Genomic DNA, 17,268 nt, shown 5'->3' with positions numbered 1-17,268 from the left:
CAGCATACCCCCGCGTCCCTGGCCGGGCGCCACAGCCGACGACAGGCTGCGCCCTGTCATCACGTTTACCAGAGCTATGTCGCCGGCTATATCAATGCCGTCGATGTTCACAATCACGTCAATGAAGTTCTCTTAAAAAATCCGCGGCGTAACATCAGCTCCATACCAACCAACAACACCCCGGAGTACACGATCATGAAACGCCAAACTCTCCTCAGCATCGCTTTCTCGGTTTTTGCAGTTAACGCTTTTGCCGCTACCTCTGTTGCGCCTGTTGTCGCTGAAGGTGGCTCGGATCGTCTGATTGAAAGCCGTGTGGCTGAGGGTGGTTCTGACCGCCTGATCGAAAATCGCGTCGCTGCCGATGGCTCCGACCGCCTGCAAGGCAACACCGTCGCCGCCGATGGCTCCGACCGCCTGCAAGGCAACACTGTCGCCGCCGATGGCTCCGACCGCCTGCAAGGCAACACTGTCGCCGCCGATGGCTCCGATCGCCTGCAAGGCAACACTGTCGCCGCCGATGGCTCCGACCGCCTGCAAGGCAACACTGTCGCCGCCGATGGCTCCGACCGCCTGCAAGGCAACACTGTCGCCTGACCCCATCGCTTCACCGCACCCACAAAAAGCCCGGCCTGATCAGCCGGGCTTTTTCGTCGTTGCAATGAAGCCATTGCGGGGTTCTTCCCCTGGTTGGAGATCGTCTATCCTGTGGGCCCGATTCTACCCGTGCCGCCATCCCGCCGGAGACACCTGTGCCGCCCCTGACTGCCCGAGAGGTTTACCAGCAACTGCGTGACGCCGCCCTGGGCCTGCGCCCGTTCAAGCGCCTTGATCAGCAACCCGGCACGGTACAGGTGGACATCGAGGGCTGGCGTTTGAGCCTCGATGTCGACGACACCCACCTGCACCACTGCCTGCATTGCCAGAGTGCGGACGGCCGAGCGTTCGATGGCGTGCCGCGTTTCGGTACTGACCCGGTGAGTTTGCTCAGCACTTGGGAGCTGGCGCAGATCGAGCGGTTGTTAGCTGGCGATTGAGTCTGGCCAGGGTCATTACGAAAGTGTTCGTTGAACTATCGTTCATCTGACTCAGCTGTGTTACATAAGACTTGACGCGCATCCCGCACCCAAGAGGTTGCCTATGTTCCACTGCCCACGCTTGCCGCAAGCGCTGACTTGCTCGCTGTTCGGCTTACTCGCCAGCGTCGCTAACGCTGCTACGCCCTCCCCGGCACCTGAAACACTGCAGCCACTGCTGAACACCATCAACGAGCGCCTCGACATTTCCGATCAGGTGGCGCTGACCAAGTGGGACACTGGCAAACCGATCCAGGATACCGCCCGGGAAACCCTGCTCATCAATAACGCGAGGAAGCAGGCAACCGGCAGCAACGTGAACCCGGACGAGGCAGCCGACTTTATCGCCGCACAGATCGAAGCCAACAAACTGGTGCAGTACGGACTGATCGCGCAATGGCAGGCGGCGCACAAGGCGCCCGACTTGCCACGACCAGACCTTACCCAACTGCGGGCAAAACAGGACGAGCTGCAAGCCCGTCTGGTGCAGCAATATGCCGATTTCGTGCCCTTTCGCGTTGATCCGCAATGCCCGGAATGGCTGGCTCAGCAGCGCTCGAGCCTGATCAAGGATGCCCTGCATGGCCAGGCGCTGATCCGTGCGACCGGGGAATTGTGCGTCACGGATCTGTAGGCCCTGGCTTGCCGGTCTGCGCGCTGCTGACCTTCAGCTATGGTTTTCTGGAGAATGTCGGCTTCCCCCACATCTCCTGGACCTGCGTATGGCCGGTGATGGGCTTGATGTGGATCATTCCGCTTTGACGAACAGGGAAAAATCGTCGATTTCGAAGTAATGGTCCGTCCCCTCAGTGGCCTGCAGGCGCTGGGAGAGGAAATGGGCCGACGCCTCGGCGCTTACCTGGCCGCCAGCAAAGCTTGATCATCGTGCAACGTCGGTCGAGCCTTGGGCACCACCTGCAACTCGACCGGCTCACCGAGAAACCCACGGCAGCGCGAGCGTAACCAACGCTGGCCGGGGTCGTTGTGCACCGCTGAGCGCCAGGCCATGGACAGTTCCGGCACGGGCAATTGCAGCGGTACCGGTTCGGCCCGCATGCCTGCCACCGAGGCCATCGCCTTGGCCACGTAATCCGGCACGATGGCCAGCAGGTCGCTTTGCGCCAGCAATCCCGGCAACGCACTGCACTGCGGCACGGTCAGCACCACTTTGCGCTGCCGGCCCAGCAGGCTCAGGGCATGGTCTGTGTCATCGGACGCATTGCCCATCGATGACACCAGCACGTGCGGCCGTCGGCAAAACTCGTCAAGCTCCAACGGCCCGGGCCGGGTGTCAGCCCGCAGCAGCATCGGGCGAATCGGCCGCAAGCCTTTGCGCCGGGCATTGGCCGGCAGGTCGAGGGTGTGGCTGATACCCACGCAGATGTCGCCATTGCCTAAGCGCTGCGCCATCTGCTGCTGATCGACACGGCGCACGATCAAGGCGATGTTCGGCGCCTCGATTCGCAGTTGTCGCAGCAGCCGTGGCAGCAGCGCGTATTCGACATCGTCGGACAGGCCGACATGAAACGTCGTCTCGCTGGTGCGCGGGTCGAACGACTGGCAACGGCTCAACGCGGCGGCGATGCCGTCCAGCGCCGGAGCCAGGTTGGCGAAGATTTCCTCGGCCCGTGCGGTCGGTTCCATCATCCGCCCGCAACGAATGAACAACGGGTCATCGAACAGTGCCCGCAAGCGGCCCAGGGCACCGCTGATGGTGGGCTGCCCGAGGAACAGCTTTTCACCGACGCGGCTGACATTTCGCTCATGCATCATCGTCTCGAAAACCACCAGCAGGTTGATGTCGGCGCGACGCAGGTCATTTCTGTTCATGAGGTTGGCTACCCGGCACGCGGCCATTGAGTTCGTGAAGGTGCCTGGACAGGTTATGGCCGCTTGGGAAAAACGTCTGTCGTACATGGGGACAGCGCACTCATGCGTTGGGTGCGCAGGTTGATACCCGGGTATGACGCCAGGCAAAAAAAACCAATGTAATGAAGAAGTTCCACTTGCTTGCGAAAATGCCCAGGTCGACGCCATGGCAGCTTTTTCGGGTTTTTTGTCCTAACGGGATGCGACCCCGTGCTTCTAGGATTACTGAACCGATTCTCCGCCCCAGCCCGAACAAAAAACGAGGCGCGCATGATCGACAACCAAAAAGGAATCTGCAGCAAAATGCTGTTCAACCCAGGCCAAAGGACTTCTCGCCTCTTGTTCGGTTTCAGTCTCAAGCCGGTGGAAAACGCGCTGGTGTGGCTGATGGGCCTGATCGTGGCCTGCGGGATACTGCTCAATTGCGAAACCCGCACCGACCTCACCACGACCACGCTGTATATCGCGTTGCTGCTGATGGCGGTCAACCTGTTGTCGATCAGCGCGGTGATCGTGGTCGCGCTGTTCTGCATGCTGGTGCTGACGTCGACGTGCCTGTATCAGGGTGGCTTTCACCGCTGGGAGTCGACCATGGACTTGCTGCGCAGCCTGACCGTGCTGGCGGCGATCATCTTTCTGGCGCTGCGCAGCAAGCAGGTGTCCGACAGCCTGCGCCACAAGGAAGTCTACATGACCGGGGCCCAGCGCCTGACCCAGACCGGTTGCTTCGGCTTTCGCGCAGACCTCGCAAGCATGGGCTGGTCGGAGCAGGTGGCACGCATGCTCGAATACCCGGTGGGCGCGCCCTCCTCTGCGGCCTTGTACCTGGAGCGCACCCACCCCGATGACCTGCCCCTGGTGCTGGCCGGTTTCGAAAAGGCGGCGCGCCATGCGACCCTGATCGAGGTCAGGCACCGCCTGCTGATGCCCGACGGGCGCATCAAGCATTTGCACCTGTTGGCCACCCCGCTCTTCACCCGGCACGGGCGCTTTGAATACCTGGGCGCGTTGATGGACGTGACCGCCAGCAAACAGGCCGAAGAAGCGCTGTGCCGCGCCCAGACCCAGTTGGCCCATGTCACCCGCGTGACCTCCCTGGGCGAACTTGCCGCGTCCATCGCCCATGAAGTCAATCAACCGCTGGCGGCGATCACCAGCAGCGGCGAGGCCTGCCGCAACTGGCTGAGCCGCCCGCAGCCCGACCTGCTCGAAGCACGCCAGGCACTGGAGCGGATCATCGCCAGCGCCCATCGAGCGAGCGAGATCACCCGCCGCATTCGGGCCCTGTCGCGCAAGAGCGACCCGCTGCGCCAGAACGAATCGCTCAACGACATTGTCAACGAGACCTTGAGCCTGGTCCGCCATGAACTGGTGCATCACAAGATCAATCCGAAAATCGAGCTGAATGCGTTCGGCGGCCAGGTCAGTGGCGATCGCGTGCAACTGCAGCAAGTCATCATCAATCTGATCATCAACGCCTGCCAGGCCATGGACGCGATCAACGCAGCGCAACGGGTATTGGTGGTTCGCACCTGGGTCAAGGACAACGAGGCCGTGCTGGAAGTGGCCGACCAGGGACCCGGCATTGCCGCTGAGCTCCTGCCGCAACTGTTCACGCCGTTCTTCACCACCAAGGAAAACGGCCTGGGCATGGGACTTGCCATCTGCCGCTCGATCATCGATTTCCACGATGGCCGGATCTGGGCCACCAGCACACCAGGCCAGGGCAGTTCGTTTCTGTTTGCCCTGCCGATTCGGGTCGCCAACGATGCGGGGTACGCCGCGGCCATTTGATACACAGGTATGAGTGCCTCCATCGCGACTTACAGGCATGTTGCGCTTGCACGTCTACTCCCTTGGGAACCCGTCATGAACGAACAACATCCGCTCAACAAGATCAATCACAACGAGTCCATGGTGTTCATCGTCGACGACGATGCGCCGCTGCGCGAAGCGCTCGGCAGCCTGCTGCGCTCAATCGGCCTGCGGGTCGAACTGTTCGGCTCGGTCGCCGACTTCATGAAGTACCCGCGCCCGGACACCGCCAGTTGCCTGGTGCTGGATGTGCGGTTGCAAGGCAGCAGTGGCCTGGACTTTCAGAACGAACTGGTCGCCGCCGGGATCAACGTGCCCATCGTGTTCATCACCGGGTACGGCGACATCGCCATGACGGTACGCGCGATGAAGGCCGGTGCCGTGGATTTCCTCACCAAGCCCTTTCGCGAACAGGACCTGATCGATGCAGTGTGCGCCGCCCATGGCCGCGACAAACAGCGTCGCGAGTCCTCGCGGCATGCCGAACAATTACGGACGCGCCACCAAACTTTGACTGCGCGGGAACAGACGGTGATGGCACTGGCGGCCTCGGGCTTGATGAACAAGCAGATAGCCGGGGAAATCGGCCTGAGTGAAATCACCGTGAAGATCCACCGCGGCCAGGCCATGCGCAAAATGGGTGCGCGTTCCTTTGCCGATCTGGTGCGCATGGCCGAGGCGATCTCGTCCCAGCCCGCTATCCGCTGACTATACCCACGTATACTGTGCACCCTTTCAGGACGGCGTATCTTGCAATAATGGCGCAGTGCCTCTAAGTGCTCTGCGCTACTGAGCAGGATATCACCATGCACAAAGAGGCAATGATTGCCGTCGTCGATAACGATGAATCTGTTCGAATGGCCCTGGACAGTTTATTGCGATCCAGTGGATATACCGTGCGAACTTATACGGGGGCCTATGAATTCCTCGTCTCCGAGGGTCCGTTTATTACCTCCTGCCTGATTTCCGATATACAAATGCCGGAAATGGACGGGATCAGCCTGTATGAAGAACTGGCGTCCAGGGGCATCCATATCCCGGTCATTTTCATTACCGGCAACCCCGGCGCACAGCGCATGCCAGGCAGCCATGCTTTGAAACCCGTGGCCTTTTTTCCCAAACCCTTCTCCACCGAAAAGTTGCTCGCCTGTATCGAATCGGTGCTCGAGCGAGGCAACTAACCTGCGCTTATTCAAGCAACTAACACTTTGGTATGGCCGGTTAACACCTAGTCATGCCCGCGCTGACCCTATGTAGCAGTGCCAGATTCAAACCCCACGAATAACATCTGTTCCAGATCAACTTTTCACGCCCTCGATTGTTCTTCAGGAGCTAAACAATGAAACAGCAAATCTTGATTATCGGTGCAGGGTTCGGTGGAGTCTGGAGCGCGTTGAGCGCTGCCCGCCTGCTGGACAAGCACGATCGCAATGACGTCGAGATCACCGTCCTGGCGCCTCAGGCCGAGTTGCGCATCCGCCCGCGTTTCTACGAGCCGAACGTGCACACCATGCAGGCACCGCTGGACGAACTGTTCAACGCCGTGGGGGTGAAATTCGTCAAGGGTTGCGCCGAGGTCATCGATGAAAAAGCCAGACAGGTCAGCTACACCAACGCTGCAGGAATCCAGGGTACGCTGGGCTACGACCGCCTGGTACTGGCCGCCGGCAGCAAGCTGATGCGTCCGCCGGTCGATGGCATGCTGGAACACGCCTTCGATGTCGATGAGATCGAATCCGCCACGCGCCTGGAAGCTCACATCAAATCGCTGAAGGGCAAGCCAGTCAGTGCCGCCCGCAACACCGTGGTGGTGGCCGGCGGTGGTTTCACCGGGATCGAAACCGCCACCGAAATGCCGGCGCGCCTGCGGGCGGTTCTCGGTGAAAACGCCGACATCCGCGTGATCGTGGTGGACCGAGCCCCACAAGTCGCCGCCGCCCTGGGCGATGGCATCCGCCCCTCGATCGTCGAAGCGTCGCAACACCTGGGCATCGAGTGGGTACTCAACGCTACCGTCGCCGCGGTCGACGCCAACGGCGTCACCCTTGCCGATGGCCAGCGCATCGAGTCCAACACGGTGATCTGGACCGTGGGTTTTCGTGCCAACTCGCTGACCGAGCAAGTGCAAGGCACCCGCGATCATCAGGGCCGACTGCATGTCGATCAGCACCTCAAGGTGCGCGGTCACGCCGATGTGTACGCCAGCGGCGACGTGGCCTATGCCGCCACCGATGACCTGGGCAACTTCGCGGCCATGTCCTGCCAACACGCCATCGCCCTGGGTCGTTATGCCGGCAACAACGCAGCCGCCGAACTCCTGGGTGTCGAACCCATGACCTACAGCCAACCCAAGTACGTCACCTGCCTGGACCTGGGCGCCTGGGGCGCGGTGTTCACCGAGGGCTGGGATCGCCAGGTAAAACTGGTCGGGCACGAAGCCAAGGAACTCAAGACCCAGATCAACACAATGTGGATCTATCCACCGGCGGCTGATCGCGCCATAGCGCTGGCCGCAGCCGACCCGATGAATGCGGTGGCCTGACGACGATCGATGCGGCCGTGGCAACCACGGTCGCGACACCCGACACAGGTAAGCGATATGTATGGTTTTTTTGAGCAGCCGTACCGGGTCTTGACGTTGTCCCACGTCATGCTGATCGGCGGGCTGGTTACGTTGGTCCTCGGGGCCATCCTGGCCTACGGCCTGGACCAGCATCTGTCACTGACCAGCCTGGTCATGGCCCATGCCATGACGATACTCGGCCCGACCGCCATCAAGCTCGGATATGTGGCGCGCTTGCTGACGCTCAATCGCCTGCGGCGCCAGCCACTCAGTCATCCACCCGGCCTCGCCGGGTGATGTGAAGTTTCGCCTGCATCCCGACCAGCCCACTCCTTGCTGGACCGGGGCCTTTCCCAAGCGCCCGCCACTGGATTTTCTGGCGGGCGTTTTTTCTCCAGTCCGATCAAGCACCACCCCCTCAAAGAGTTTGCCCGGCATCAGCGATGCCTTGCGAGTTGCCGTTCGATAGCAAAAATCTGGAAGAACAAATGTCTATCATCAAACGTTGCAGGAAACTTTTTTTTTCAGATCCCGTCGCCTGGCTGGCCGCCATTGCAGTTGGCAGCATGATCTTCATTACCAACTCGCTGCTCGACCTGGATGTCGCACCGACGCTGCTGTACATAACGCTGGTGTTCATGTCGGCGAACATCTTTTCCGTGCCGGTTTTCCTGGCCGTCGCCTTCAGTTGCGTAGCCATCCTCACCGCCAGTTTCATGATTGAAGAAGGCTATCGTGATCACAGGCTCATCGCCGGCTTCGTGCGTTGCCTGATCGCGCTCACCACCATCACCTTGCTGGCGCTACGCAGCAAGCGCGCCACCGACACGTTGCGCCGCAGGGAGGCGTTCTTCCTGGGTGCGCAAAAGCTTAGCCATACCGGCAGCGTCGGCCTGATCATCGATGACGAAGTGAGCGTGTCGTGGTCGGACGAGGCCTCGCGCATTTTCGAATACCCGTTGGACATGACGCCGACGCTTGCCATGGTCAGGGCGCGCACTCATCCCGACGACCTGCCCATTATCGACAGTGTCCTGGAACAGTCCGCACGCCGGCAGAACCTGATCGAAGTGGAGCATCGGCTGGTCATGCCCGATGGGCGGATCAAGCACGTGCAGATGCTCGCCAACCCATTGTTCAACCATGGCGGGCGTATTGAATACGTCGGCGCATTGATGGACGTGACCGCGTCCAGGCAAGCCGAAGAAGCATTGTTTCACTCCCAGGCAAAACTCGCGCATGTCACGCGGGTGACCTCCATGGGCGAACTGGCCGCCTCCATTGCCCATGAAATCAATCAACCCCTGGCGGCGGTGATCACCAGCGGGGAGTCATGCAAACGCTGGATCAATCGCCCTGAGCCGAACCTCGAAGAAGCCCGCCGTTCGCTGGACCGGATCATCCAGAATTCAGCCCGGGTTTCCGACGTTATCGCCTGTATCAGGGCGCTGTCGCGCCAGAGTGAAGTGCAACGCAAGGCCGAAGCATTCGACGAGATCGTCCGTGACTCACTGACACTCATGCAACATGACATCGGCAACCATCAGGTTCGCCCGCACCTGCAACTGGGCGCACCCGGCGCGCACATAAAAGGCGACCGGATCCAGCTGCAGCAAGTCATCATCAACCTGATCATCAATGCCTGCCAGGCCATGGCCAGCGTGCATGACCGCGCGCGAACGCTGCGGGTTCACACCTCGGTACAGGACAACGAGGCCGTGCTCGAAATCGCCGACTCCGGCACCGGCATTGCCGAAGACATCCTGCCCTCGTTGTTCGATCCGTTCTTTACGACCAAACCCACCGGCCTGGGGATGGGCCTCTCGATCTGCCGCTCGATCATTGAATTTCATGGCGGGCGAATCTGGGTCAGCAGCACGGTAGGAGTCGGCACGCAGATGCTGTTGGCAATTGCGCTGACACCCACCCTACACGATGAATAACTTCATCCACACCTGACGCCACGATCCGGCGACATGGAGACAAGCAGTGTCCATCAATGAAATGAACGACAACCCAGAAACGGCACAACCGCGCACCGTCATCTTCGTGGCCTATCCGCAAATGGGCTTGCTCGACCTGACCGGTGCCCAGACCGTGTTCTGGGCGGCGACCCGCAGCCTGGCCGAACGCGGTGTGCAAGGTTATGCCTTGCACACCGCCAGTCTGGACGGCGGGTCCATCCGCACGGGCGAAGGCCTTGAGGTGCAGACCCGGCGCTTGGGTGAGTTGGCCGGCAGCCCGATGGATACGCTGATCGTTCCAGGCTCCCCGCATATCCGCCAGGCCATGGTCGACAGCGCCCCACTGGTGGACTGGTTGCGCGCCGCTTCCAGCTCGGCCAGGCGCACCACGTCGGTATGCAGCGGCTCGTTTTTCCTGGCCCGGGCCGGCTTGGTCGATGGCTTGTGTGTGGCGACTCATTGGCTGATGGCCGACCTGTTCGAGCGCCTGTTCCCGCAGGTCGAGCTCGACCGCGAAGCGATTTTCGTCCAGCAAGGGACGATATGGACCTCTGCCGGTGTCAGCGCCGGGATCGATCTGGCCCTGGCGCTGGTGGAGGCCGATCACGGTCGTGATGTGGCGATGCAGGTCGCCCGGCGCATGGTGGTGTACTACCGACGGCCGGACAACCAGGAACAATGGAACCCGCTGTTGCGCTCGCAGTATCCCACCGCTCATACCCAGGTATGACGGGCCTGACCCCATGTGCTAGCGCGCTGTCTTGAGGTAGGAGTGTTATCACCGCTCCTTCGATTTAGGCTGGTCTCCAATGAATCAACTCATCGCGCCGATGCGCTGACCTGGGGACGGTTGCCTTGAACGCACTGCAAAAGCTGTACATCGTCAGTCATCCGCTGCGCATCAGTCGTTATGGTGCGCATACCTCCCTGTCCACCGCCGAGCGCGTTGAGATCATCGACGCATTGACGCAGACGCTGGGCACCACGCTGGGCATGCTCGCGCAACTCAAGCGGGGCCAGCAGACACTGCGCAACGTCAGTTTCCTGCCGGTGCAACAGCTGTTCCACCGCCTGGTGCGCACCAACTCCGAGTATGCCGAGTTCCTCGCCAGGGGCATCACCGACCTGGGCGGCCACATCGAAACCGCGGCGCTCTACCGCCTGAACGACACCCGCGAGCCACAGTGTTTTGCCGACTGCCTGACCGGCATTTGCCAGGGCAAGCAGCGCCTGCGGGCCCTCGATGCCTTGCTGCGTGACTACCTTGAACGCGCCATCGCCAACCAGGACAACGCCAGCAGACGCTTATTCGAAGAATGTGCACGGCACAACGCGCGTTTCCTGTCGGTGATCGAAGACAACCTGCCCCATGAACAACCTGGGTGAGGCAACCCACTCACTGATATTGATAACCCATCGCAACTAACGCGAAATAACAACCCAACATACCCAAGTATACTATTGCACTTTTCTGCAGCGCGTATCTTGCAAGTATGGCGGGCGCCACTTAGCGCCAATCGCAATGACGCAAGGTTTCTACATGTTCAACTCAGCTATTATCTCGGTTGTTGATGATGACGAACTTATTCTTGTCGCCCTGGACAGTTTGTTGCGTTCTTACGGTTATGCAGTAAACACCTACAACAGTGCCTATGCCTTTCTTGAATCCTGCGGACCTGCGCAGACCGACTGCCTGATTTCGGATATTCAGATGCCCGGCATGTGCGGGGTGGAAATGTACGAGGTGCTGGCGAGCAGAAACCTCCATATCCCTACGCTGTTCATCACCGGGAAGCCTGGCCTGCCGCCGCAATTCAGTGCCAGCGTGCGAAAACCCGAAGGCTATTTCCCCAAGCCCTTCGACACCCATGCGCTGCTGGCGTGTATTGAACGGGCCTTGAAGCGCCGGATTTTAAAGTGAACTGCGTTACGCCGCCATAACCAATAACGTTTTCTTTTTAAGTTGTAGATCAATTAAGCCTTTTACCCTCGCCCCTCAACTAAAAACTCAACTTGAAGAGCCGTGCCATGCCCAGGAACAAACTGACTTCGATCAACGGCGCACCGGTCGCCGACAACTTCAATATCCAGACCGCCGGCCCTCGTGGCCCCGCTATGCTGCAGGATGTCTGGCTGCTGGAAAAACTCGCCCACTTCGACCGCGAGGTGATTCCCGAGCGGCGCATGCATGCCAAGGGTTCCGGCGCCTACGGCACTTTCACCGTCACCCATGATGTGACGCGTTACACCAAAGCCCGGCTGTTTGCGCAAGTGGGCAAGCAAACGCCGATCTTCACCCGCTTCTCCACCGTTGCCGGTGAACGCGGCGCCGCCGATGCCGAGCGCGACATCCGTGGTTTTGCCTTGAAGTTCTATACCGAACAAGGCAACTGGGACCTGGTGGGCAACAACACCCCGGTGTTTTTCTTCCGCGATCCATTGCGTTTCCCAGACCTCAACCACGCGGTCAAACGTGATCCGCGCACCGGCATGCGCAATGCGCAAAGCAACTGGGATTTCTGGACGTCATTGCCCGAAGCCTTGCACCAGGTGACCATCGTCATGAGCCAGCGCGGCATTCCGCGCAGCTACCGGCACATGCACGGTTTCGGCAGCCACACCTTCAGCCTGATCAACGCCGATAACCAGCGGCACTGGGTCAAGTTCACCTTCAAGAGCCAGCAAGGCGTGCAGAATCTCAGTGATGAGCAAGCTCAACACCTCATTGGCCGCGACCGGGAAAGCCACCATAGGGATCTGTTCGACAGCATCGAAGCGGGCGACTTTGCGCGCTGGACCTTCTACATCCAGGTCATGACCGAAGACCAGGCCCATGACCACCCGGTCAACCCCTTCGACCTGACCAAGGTCTGGCCGCACAAGGATTACCCGTTGATCGAAGTGGGTTACTTCGAACTGAACCGCAATCCGCAAAACGTCTTCGCCGAAGTCGAGCAAGCCGCGTTTTCGCCGTCGAATGTGGTGCCCGGTATCGGCTTCTCACCGGACCGCATGCTGCAGGCGCGCCTGTTTGCCTACGGCGATGCCGCGCGCTATCGACTGGGGGTCAATCACCACCAGATCCCGGTCAACGCCGCACGGTGCCCGGTACACAGCTTCCACCGTGACGGCGCCATGCGCGTGGACGGCAACTACGGTGAGCAACTGGCGTACGTGCCCAACAGTGAGGACGCCTGGACCGATCAACCGGACTTTCGTGAACCGCCGCTGAAGATTTCCGGCGCTGCCGGACATTGGGATTATCGCCTGGACGAAGACCACTTCGAACAGCCGGGCAACCTGTTCCGCCTGATGTCCAACGCGCAGAAACAGGCACTGTTTGAAAACACTGCGCGTTCGCTCAGTGGCGTTTCCCAGGAGGTTCAGCAGCGGCATATCGCGAACTGCTCAAAGGCGGATCCGTACTATGGCGCGGGGGTTTCCCGGGCGTTGGAGGAGCTCGACCGGTAAACACACCCCCCCTGTGGGAGCGGGCTTGCTCGCGAAGGCCCAGTGTCAGCAAACATAAATGGCAACTGATACACCGCTTTCGCGAGCAAGCTCGCTCCCACAGGGTTATTGGTGAATTCAATGACTCAGTGCGGCACGCTCAGTTTTGTCGCCACTTCTTCCGGCGCCAGATGCCGCCCGTCCGCCGCAACCAGCTCGAGCTTCTGGATCGGTTTACGATTTTTCGCATCGACCATGACCGAGCCGAGTTCACCCGGTTCATACATGAATTCATTACCCCACTGGGACAACGCAATCAGCACGGTCTGCAAGGCGCGGCCCTTTTCGGTCAATACATATTCCTTGTAGACGCTGCCATCCGCCGCCGGGACCATTTCCATCACACCCTGCGCCACGAGGCCTTTGAGGCGGATACTGAGGATGTTTTTCGCCACATCCAGGCTTTTCTGGAAATCGCTGAATCGCCGTGTGCCGGCCAGGGCGTCGCGAATGATCAGCAGCGACCACCAATCGCCGATCAGATCAAGGGACCGGGCAACCGGACAAGGATCACCCTGCAAGCTTTTGCGCTTCACTTAACGTTCTCCACCCATGAATTGCCGGATCGACGCAAACCACGCCGCTCGGCTAGTGGTTGCATAATACAACCTCTAGTGCTAATAATCTCCACCAGTGGTTTTATTATAAAACCACAAGCCCGATCCCTCCATTGAAGCCGGTGCCAGGTGCACCTTTTTGCATGGCCCTCAATGGTTGCATCATGAAACCAACAGAACTAGGAATCACCCCATGAAACTGGCAGGAAAAACCGCATTCATCACCGGCGGCAACAGCGGCCTGGGCCTGGCGACCGCCAGGCTGTTCATCGCCGAAGGCGCCAAAGTGGCCATCACCGGTCGCAGTCAAAAAACCCTGGATGAAGCGCGGGAAGCCTTGGGCCCGAACCTGCTGGCGATTCAGGCCGACCTGACCGATGTCAAGGCGATCGAGCGCGCCGTGGCCGAGGCCGTCGCGGTGTTCGGCAAACTGGATGTGGTGTTCGCCAACGCGGGGATTGCCGACCTGACGCCTGTCGGCGGGACCACCCTGGAGGTCTTCCAGAGCATCATCCAGACCAATCTCACCGGCACCTTCTTTACCGTGCAAGCCGCTGCAGAGCACCTCAATCGCGGCGCCTCGATCATTTTGAACGGCTCGGTGCATGCCGACATGGGCTGGCCAGGCTACAGCGCTTATGCGGCGACTAAAGGCGCGGTGCGCTCGATGACCCGGGTCATGGCGGCAGAGTTCGCCCCTCGCGGGATCCGGGTCAATCAGATCACTCCTGGCGCTGCGCGTACGCCGGTGTGGAACCCGCTCGCCTCAAGTTCGGCAGCCATGGATGCACTGGAAGAGAAACTGGTGACCACCATTCCCCTCGGTCGCATTGGCGAGGCCGAAGAAGTGGCGACAGTGGCGCTGTTCCTCGCGTCCAGCGATTCGAGCAACGTCGTGGGTACGGAGATCGTGGTGGATGGCGGCGCCACAGGCGCTCCCTTGGGCGCACCGGCTCACCGGAAAAATTGGGAGGCTTGAGGCACTGGCGCTCATTCGGCCGGTGAACAACATGACCTGTGGGAGCCAGCCTGCTCCCACAGGATCCATGGGATATCAGGATCACGGGTGCGCCAGCCGAGCGTCGATGGCATCATCACTCGCTTCGAAGGTTTCGATGCCGACGGTGAACGGGTCATCCCGTGGTTCGGCGCAAACTGGCCGAAACCGCCACCGTCCAGATCGACTAAGGAAGCGTCCTGATGCGTATCAAATCACTGCTGGCCTGCGCCGGCATGCTCCTGAGCCAAATGGCCCTGGCCGACGCCCTGCCCCAGCGCTGGGTCAGCGCCGGTGGCGCGTTCAGCGAGTGGGTGGTGGCCCTGGGTGGCGAGGGCAAACTGGTGGGCGTCGACAGCACCAGCCAGCACCCGCGCTCCTTGCACAACCTGCCGAGCATCGGTTACCAGCGGGCGCTGGCGGCCGAAGGCATTCTGGCGTTGAAGCCGGACATTCTGGTGGGCAGCGCCGAAATGGGTCCGCCGCCGGTTTTGGCGCAACTCAAGGCCGCCGGTGTGCGCATCGAACTACTGTCGGCCAGCCCGGATGTGCCTTCGCTGCAACATAACCTGACCGAACTCGGGCAACTGCTCGGCAAACCGGCGCAAGCACAGGCGCTGATGGCCGATTATCAGCAGCGTCTGGAGCAGCAGGCAGCGTGGGTGAGGCAGGCACAACAGCAAAACCCCGCCCCTCGGGTGTTGCTGGTGCTCAGCCATGCCGGCGCCAGCCTCCAGGCCGCGGGCAAGGACACCCTGGCCGCCTGGATGATCGAGCGGGCCGGCGGGAAAAACCTCACCGAGCACAACGGCTACAAGCCGGTGTCCAACGAAGCCATGCTGGCCCTGGACCCACAGGTGATCATTTTCGCCGGTGCCAAGCTGGAAGGCGATGGCGCGCGGGCAGCGCTGCTCGAGCAGAATCCGATCCTGGCGCAAACCTCGGCCGGTCGCGAAGGCCGGGTGCTGGTGATCGACCCGACACTACTGGTCGGCGGCCTGGGTCCGCGCGTGCCGGACGCGCTGAACACGCTGTCGAAGGCATTTTATCCGTCGGCACAGGTGCAGACTGCCGAACGCCAGACAACCGAGAGCCACCAATGACGGCCATCGTTCGGCCACGGCCGATGCTGATTGTCCTGGGTCTGTTATTGCTGCTGGTGTTCTGGCTGTCCCTGGCCCTGGGGCCGGTCAGCCTGCCGTTGGGCGATACCTTGCTGGCCGGGCTGCGCTTGCTTGGGATGCCGGTTGATGGTGGCGACACGCAACAGGCGCAGCTGATCCTCGGTCAGATCCGCCTGCCGCGCAGTTTGCTGGGCATTGCGGTCGGATCGGTACTGGCTCTCTCGGGCGTGGCGATGCAGGGGTTGTTCCGCAACCCGTTGGCGGATCCGGGTCTGGTCGGTGTATCCGGCGGCGCAGCGCTGGGCGCGGCTGTCGCCATTGTCGGCGGCAGCCTGATGGGCGGATTGCCGCCGGCCATCGAACCGTACCTGCTGTCGGTGAGCGCCTTCGTCGGTGGCCTGATCGTCACGGCGGTGGTGTATCGCTTCGGCCGCAGCAATGGCCAGACCAACGTCGCCACCATGCTCCTGGCGGGCGTGGCGATGACGGCCATGGCCGGGGCCGGGGTTGGCCTGTTCACCTATCTGGCTGACGACGCCACGTTGCGCACCCTGACCTTCTGGAACCTGGGCAGCCTCAACGGCGCCAGCTACTCGCGCCTGTGGCCGTTGTTGATCGTGGCGGTGGGCGTGGCGTTGTGGTTGCCGCGTCGCGCGGCGGCGCTCAATGCGATGCTGCTGGGAGAATCCGAGGCCCGGCACCTGGGTTTCAATGTCGAGAGGATCAAGCTTGAGCTGGTGTTGTGCACGGCGCTGGGCGTCGGTGCCGCCGTGGCGGCGGCGGGCCTGATCGGCTTTATCGGTCTGGTGGTGCCGCACCTGATGCGCCTGCTGGTCGGCCCGGATCATCGGGTGTTGTTGCCGGCGTCGTTGCTCGCCGGGGCCAGCCTGTTGTTGCTGGCCGACCTGGTCGCCCGCTTGTTGCTGGCACCGGCGGAGCTGCCGATCGGCATCGTCACCGCACTCATCGGTGCCCCCTTCTTCCTTTATCTGCTGGTACGGGGGCGTTCCTGATGCTGCGGGCCAATAACTTGCTGGTGCGGCGCGGCAGTCGCACCGTGCTGGCGGACATCGATATCCAGTTGAATCCGGGTCAGGTCCTCGGCGTGCTGGGGCCCAACGGTGCCGGCAAAAGCACCCTGCTCGCCGCCCTCTGCGATGAGTTGCCGGCCAGCGTAGGCGCAGTCAGCCTCGACGAACGCGCACTGGCCGACTGGCCCGGTCAGGAACGGGCCAGGCGCCTGGCGGTACTGCCGCAAAGTTCTAGCCTGAACTTCGCGTTCTCGGTGAATGAAGTGGTGGGCATGGGTCGTTTGCCCCATGCCAGCGGGCGTGTGCGCGATGCCGAAATCGTCGCTCAAGCCCTGAGCGCCGCCGATGCCTTGCACCTGGCGGGGCGCAGTTATCTGGCCCTCTCCGGTGGCGAGCGCCAGCGCGTGCACCTGGCACGGGTGCTCGCGCAATTGTGGCCGGGTGCCGAGGGCCAGACCCTGCTGCTCGACGAACCGACCTCGATGCTCGACCCGCTGCACCAGCACACCATTCTGCAAGCGGTGCGCGACTTCGCCGGGCGCGGTGCGGCGGTGCTGGTGATCCTGCACGACCTGAATCTGGCTGCACGATATTGTGATCAGTTGCTGCTGTTGCATGAGGGTCGTGCGCACGCCTACGGGCCACCGGATGAAGTCCTGACCGTCGATGCACTGCAAGCGGTGTACGGGCTGCAAGTGCTGATTCAGCGGCACCCGGAACGCGGTCATCCGTTGATTATCGCGCGCTGACGCCCGTACCGTC

Annotated in this window: 21 protein-coding genes and 2 pseudogenes; 20 read left to right on the top strand and 3 right to left on the bottom strand. The window is 61.3% G+C overall.

Annotated elements, in window-relative coordinates:
- The first annotated feature begins 195 nt into the window (after window positions 1–195).
- From ACYP2Q_RS24750 to ACYP2Q_RS24730, 5 genes and pseudogenes are all read left to right on the top strand, one after another.
- Complete coding sequence (locus tag ACYP2Q_RS24750; RefSeq protein WP_459732883.1) at window positions 196–597, top strand: hypothetical protein; 402 nt, start codon at window positions 196–198, stop codon at window positions 595–597.
- A gap of 155 nt (window positions 598–752) precedes the next feature.
- Window positions 753–1,037 carry a DUF7693 family protein gene (locus ACYP2Q_RS24745; RefSeq protein ID WP_459732882.1) on the top strand — a complete coding sequence of 95 codons (285 nt, stop codon included), beginning with the start codon at window positions 753–755 and terminating at the stop codon, window positions 1,035–1,037.
- Window positions 1,038–1,140: 103 nt separating this feature from the next.
- A complete protein-coding gene (locus ACYP2Q_RS24740) occupies window positions 1,141–1,710 on the top strand; it encodes a chorismate mutase (protein ID WP_459732881.1) in 570 nt (189 codons plus the stop codon).
- A 17-nt stretch (window positions 1,711–1,727) separates the two neighbouring features.
- Window positions 1,728–1,838: pseudogene (locus ACYP2Q_RS24735) on the top strand (hypothetical protein); the annotation flags it as partial.
- A pseudogene (locus ACYP2Q_RS24730) lies at window positions 1,831–1,956 on the top strand (nuclear transport factor 2 family protein); the annotation flags it as partial. The pseudogenes ACYP2Q_RS24735 and ACYP2Q_RS24730, both read left to right, overlap by 8 nt.
- Here ACYP2Q_RS24730 and ACYP2Q_RS24725 read toward each other — a convergent pair.
- A complete protein-coding gene (locus ACYP2Q_RS24725; RefSeq protein WP_459732880.1) occupies window positions 1,932–2,906 on the bottom strand; it encodes a LysR family transcriptional regulator in 975 nt (324 codons plus the stop codon). The pseudogene ACYP2Q_RS24730 and the gene ACYP2Q_RS24725 sit on opposite strands and share 25 nt — an antisense overlap.
- Before the next feature lie 378 nt (window positions 2,907–3,284).
- Between ACYP2Q_RS24725 and ACYP2Q_RS24720 the strand changes: the two genes are divergently transcribed.
- The 5 genes from ACYP2Q_RS24720 (at window position 3,285) to ACYP2Q_RS24700 (ending at window position 7,620) form a co-directional block, all read left to right on the top strand.
- The gene (locus ACYP2Q_RS24720; protein ID WP_459732879.1) at window positions 3,285–4,739 is read left to right on the top strand and encodes a sensor histidine kinase; all 1,455 of its coding nucleotides are present in this window, start codon (window positions 3,285–3,287) and stop codon (window positions 4,737–4,739) included.
- A 75-nt stretch (window positions 4,740–4,814) separates the two neighbouring features.
- Entirely contained in the window at window positions 4,815–5,468 is a 654-nt protein-coding gene (locus ACYP2Q_RS24715; RefSeq protein WP_459732878.1) for a response regulator transcription factor, read from the top strand.
- 98 nt (window positions 5,469–5,566) lie between these two features.
- On the top strand, window positions 5,567–5,941 hold the full coding sequence (locus ACYP2Q_RS24710) for a response regulator transcription factor (RefSeq protein ID WP_459732877.1): 375 nt from the start codon (window positions 5,567–5,569) through the stop codon (window positions 5,939–5,941).
- 158 nt (window positions 5,942–6,099) lie between these two features.
- On the top strand, window positions 6,100–7,302 hold the full coding sequence (locus ACYP2Q_RS24705; protein ID WP_459732876.1) for an NAD(P)/FAD-dependent oxidoreductase: 1,203 nt from the start codon (window positions 6,100–6,102) through the stop codon (window positions 7,300–7,302).
- 57 nt (window positions 7,303–7,359) lie between these two features.
- Window positions 7,360–7,620 (top strand): transmembrane sensor/regulator PpyR, encoded by a 261-nt coding sequence (locus tag ACYP2Q_RS24700; protein WP_459732875.1) that lies wholly within the window; start codon window positions 7,360–7,362, stop codon window positions 7,618–7,620.
- A gap of 121 nt (window positions 7,621–7,741) precedes the next feature.
- Here the strand turns inward: ACYP2Q_RS24700 and ACYP2Q_RS24695 are convergent, their stop codons facing one another.
- Window positions 7,742–7,900 (bottom strand): hypothetical protein, encoded by a 159-nt coding sequence (locus ACYP2Q_RS24695; protein WP_459732874.1) that lies wholly within the window; start codon window positions 7,898–7,900, stop codon window positions 7,742–7,744.
- Here ACYP2Q_RS24695 and ACYP2Q_RS24690 point away from each other — a divergent pair.
- The 5 genes from ACYP2Q_RS24690 to ACYP2Q_RS24670 all read left to right on the top strand — a co-directional run bounded on the left by ACYP2Q_RS24690 (window position 7,890) and on the right by ACYP2Q_RS24670 (window position 12,758).
- Window positions 7,890–9,266, top strand: a complete 1,377-nt coding sequence (locus ACYP2Q_RS24690; RefSeq protein ID WP_459732873.1) for a sensor histidine kinase — start codon at window positions 7,890–7,892, stop codon at window positions 9,264–9,266. The two genes, ACYP2Q_RS24695 and ACYP2Q_RS24690, sit on opposite strands and share 11 nt — an antisense overlap.
- Window positions 9,267–9,312: 46 nt before the next feature.
- Entirely contained in the window at window positions 9,313–10,017 is a 705-nt protein-coding gene (locus ACYP2Q_RS24685) for an AraC family transcriptional regulator (RefSeq protein WP_459732872.1), read from the top strand.
- Window positions 10,018–10,142: 125 nt separating this feature from the next.
- Window positions 10,143–10,673 carry a hypothetical protein gene (locus tag ACYP2Q_RS24680; RefSeq protein ID WP_459732871.1) on the top strand — a complete coding sequence of 177 codons (531 nt, stop codon included), beginning with the start codon at window positions 10,143–10,145 and terminating at the stop codon, window positions 10,671–10,673.
- A 154-nt stretch (window positions 10,674–10,827) separates the two neighbouring features.
- On the top strand, window positions 10,828–11,208 hold the full coding sequence (locus tag ACYP2Q_RS24675; protein ID WP_459732870.1) for a response regulator transcription factor: 381 nt from the start codon (window positions 10,828–10,830) through the stop codon (window positions 11,206–11,208).
- Between the two features lie 107 nt (window positions 11,209–11,315).
- Entirely contained in the window at window positions 11,316–12,758 is a 1,443-nt protein-coding gene (locus tag ACYP2Q_RS24670) for a catalase (RefSeq protein WP_459732869.1), read from the top strand.
- 125 nt (window positions 12,759–12,883) lie between these two features.
- Here ACYP2Q_RS24670 and ACYP2Q_RS24665 read toward each other — a convergent pair whose 3' ends face one another.
- Window positions 12,884–13,333: a winged helix-turn-helix transcriptional regulator gene (locus ACYP2Q_RS24665; protein ID WP_459732868.1), complete on the bottom strand. Its 450-nt coding sequence runs from the start codon at window positions 13,331–13,333 to the stop codon at window positions 12,884–12,886.
- A 214-nt stretch (window positions 13,334–13,547) separates the two neighbouring features.
- Between ACYP2Q_RS24665 and ACYP2Q_RS24660 the strand changes: the two genes are divergently transcribed.
- The 5 genes from ACYP2Q_RS24660 (at window position 13,548) to ACYP2Q_RS24640 (ending at window position 17,255) form a co-directional block, all read left to right on the top strand.
- Window positions 13,548–14,333: an SDR family oxidoreductase gene (locus ACYP2Q_RS24660; protein WP_459732867.1), complete on the top strand. Its 786-nt coding sequence runs from the start codon at window positions 13,548–13,550 to the stop codon at window positions 14,331–14,333.
- Between the two features lie 87 nt (window positions 14,334–14,420).
- A complete protein-coding gene (locus ACYP2Q_RS24655; RefSeq protein WP_459732866.1) occupies window positions 14,421–14,555 on the top strand; it encodes a hypothetical protein in 135 nt (44 codons plus the stop codon).
- Window positions 14,555–15,454 carry a heme/hemin ABC transporter substrate-binding protein gene (locus tag ACYP2Q_RS24650; RefSeq protein WP_459732865.1) on the top strand — a complete coding sequence of 300 codons (900 nt, stop codon included), beginning with the start codon at window positions 14,555–14,557 and terminating at the stop codon, window positions 15,452–15,454. The genes ACYP2Q_RS24655 and ACYP2Q_RS24650 overlap by 1 nt, the downstream gene beginning before the upstream one ends.
- A gap of 50 nt (window positions 15,455–15,504) precedes the next feature.
- Window positions 15,505–16,488 (top strand): FecCD family ABC transporter permease, encoded by a 984-nt coding sequence (locus ACYP2Q_RS24645; protein WP_459733031.1) that lies wholly within the window; start codon window positions 15,505–15,507, stop codon window positions 16,486–16,488.
- Window positions 16,488–17,255 carry a heme ABC transporter ATP-binding protein gene (locus ACYP2Q_RS24640; RefSeq protein ID WP_459732864.1) on the top strand — a complete coding sequence of 256 codons (768 nt, stop codon included), beginning with the start codon at window positions 16,488–16,490 and terminating at the stop codon, window positions 17,253–17,255. Before ACYP2Q_RS24645 ends, ACYP2Q_RS24640 begins: the two co-directional genes overlap by 1 nt.
- The last annotated feature ends 13 nt before the right edge of the window (window positions 17,256–17,268 follow it).

The sequence above is a fragment of the Pseudomonas sp. MHK4 genome (assembly GCF_054600775.1).
This window is presented reverse-complemented; position numbering and strand designations above follow the sequence as displayed.

Coding starts and splice junctions, on each gene's coding strand:
- ACYP2Q_RS24715 (WP_459732878.1), top strand. CDS start 4,815: ATGAACGAACAACATCCGCTCAACAAGATCAATCACAACGAGTCCATG.
- ACYP2Q_RS24695 (WP_459732874.1), bottom strand. CDS start 7,900: ATGAAGATCATGCTGCCAACTGCAATGGCGGCCAGCCAGGCGACGGGA.
- ACYP2Q_RS24660 (WP_459732867.1), top strand. CDS start 13,548: ATGAAACTGGCAGGAAAAACCGCATTCATCACCGGCGGCAACAGCGGC.
- ACYP2Q_RS24690 (WP_459732873.1), top strand. CDS start 7,890: ATGATCTTCATTACCAACTCGCTGCTCGACCTGGATGTCGCACCGACG.
- ACYP2Q_RS24750 (WP_459732883.1), top strand. CDS start 196: ATGAAACGCCAAACTCTCCTCAGCATCGCTTTCTCGGTTTTTGCAGTT.
- ACYP2Q_RS24710 (WP_459732877.1), top strand. CDS start 5,567: ATGCACAAAGAGGCAATGATTGCCGTCGTCGATAACGATGAATCTGTT.
- ACYP2Q_RS24740 (WP_459732881.1), top strand. CDS start 1,141: ATGTTCCACTGCCCACGCTTGCCGCAAGCGCTGACTTGCTCGCTGTTC.
- ACYP2Q_RS24725 (WP_459732880.1), bottom strand. CDS start 2,906: ATGAACAGAAATGACCTGCGTCGCGCCGACATCAACCTGCTGGTGGTT.
- ACYP2Q_RS24675 (WP_459732870.1), top strand. CDS start 10,828: ATGTTCAACTCAGCTATTATCTCGGTTGTTGATGATGACGAACTTATT.
- ACYP2Q_RS24705 (WP_459732876.1), top strand. CDS start 6,100: ATGAAACAGCAAATCTTGATTATCGGTGCAGGGTTCGGTGGAGTCTGG.
- ACYP2Q_RS24700 (WP_459732875.1), top strand. CDS start 7,360: ATGTATGGTTTTTTTGAGCAGCCGTACCGGGTCTTGACGTTGTCCCAC.
- ACYP2Q_RS24650 (WP_459732865.1), top strand. CDS start 14,555: ATGCGTATCAAATCACTGCTGGCCTGCGCCGGCATGCTCCTGAGCCAA.
- ACYP2Q_RS24640 (WP_459732864.1), top strand. CDS start 16,488: ATGCTGCGGGCCAATAACTTGCTGGTGCGGCGCGGCAGTCGCACCGTG.
- ACYP2Q_RS24670 (WP_459732869.1), top strand. CDS start 11,316: ATGCCCAGGAACAAACTGACTTCGATCAACGGCGCACCGGTCGCCGAC.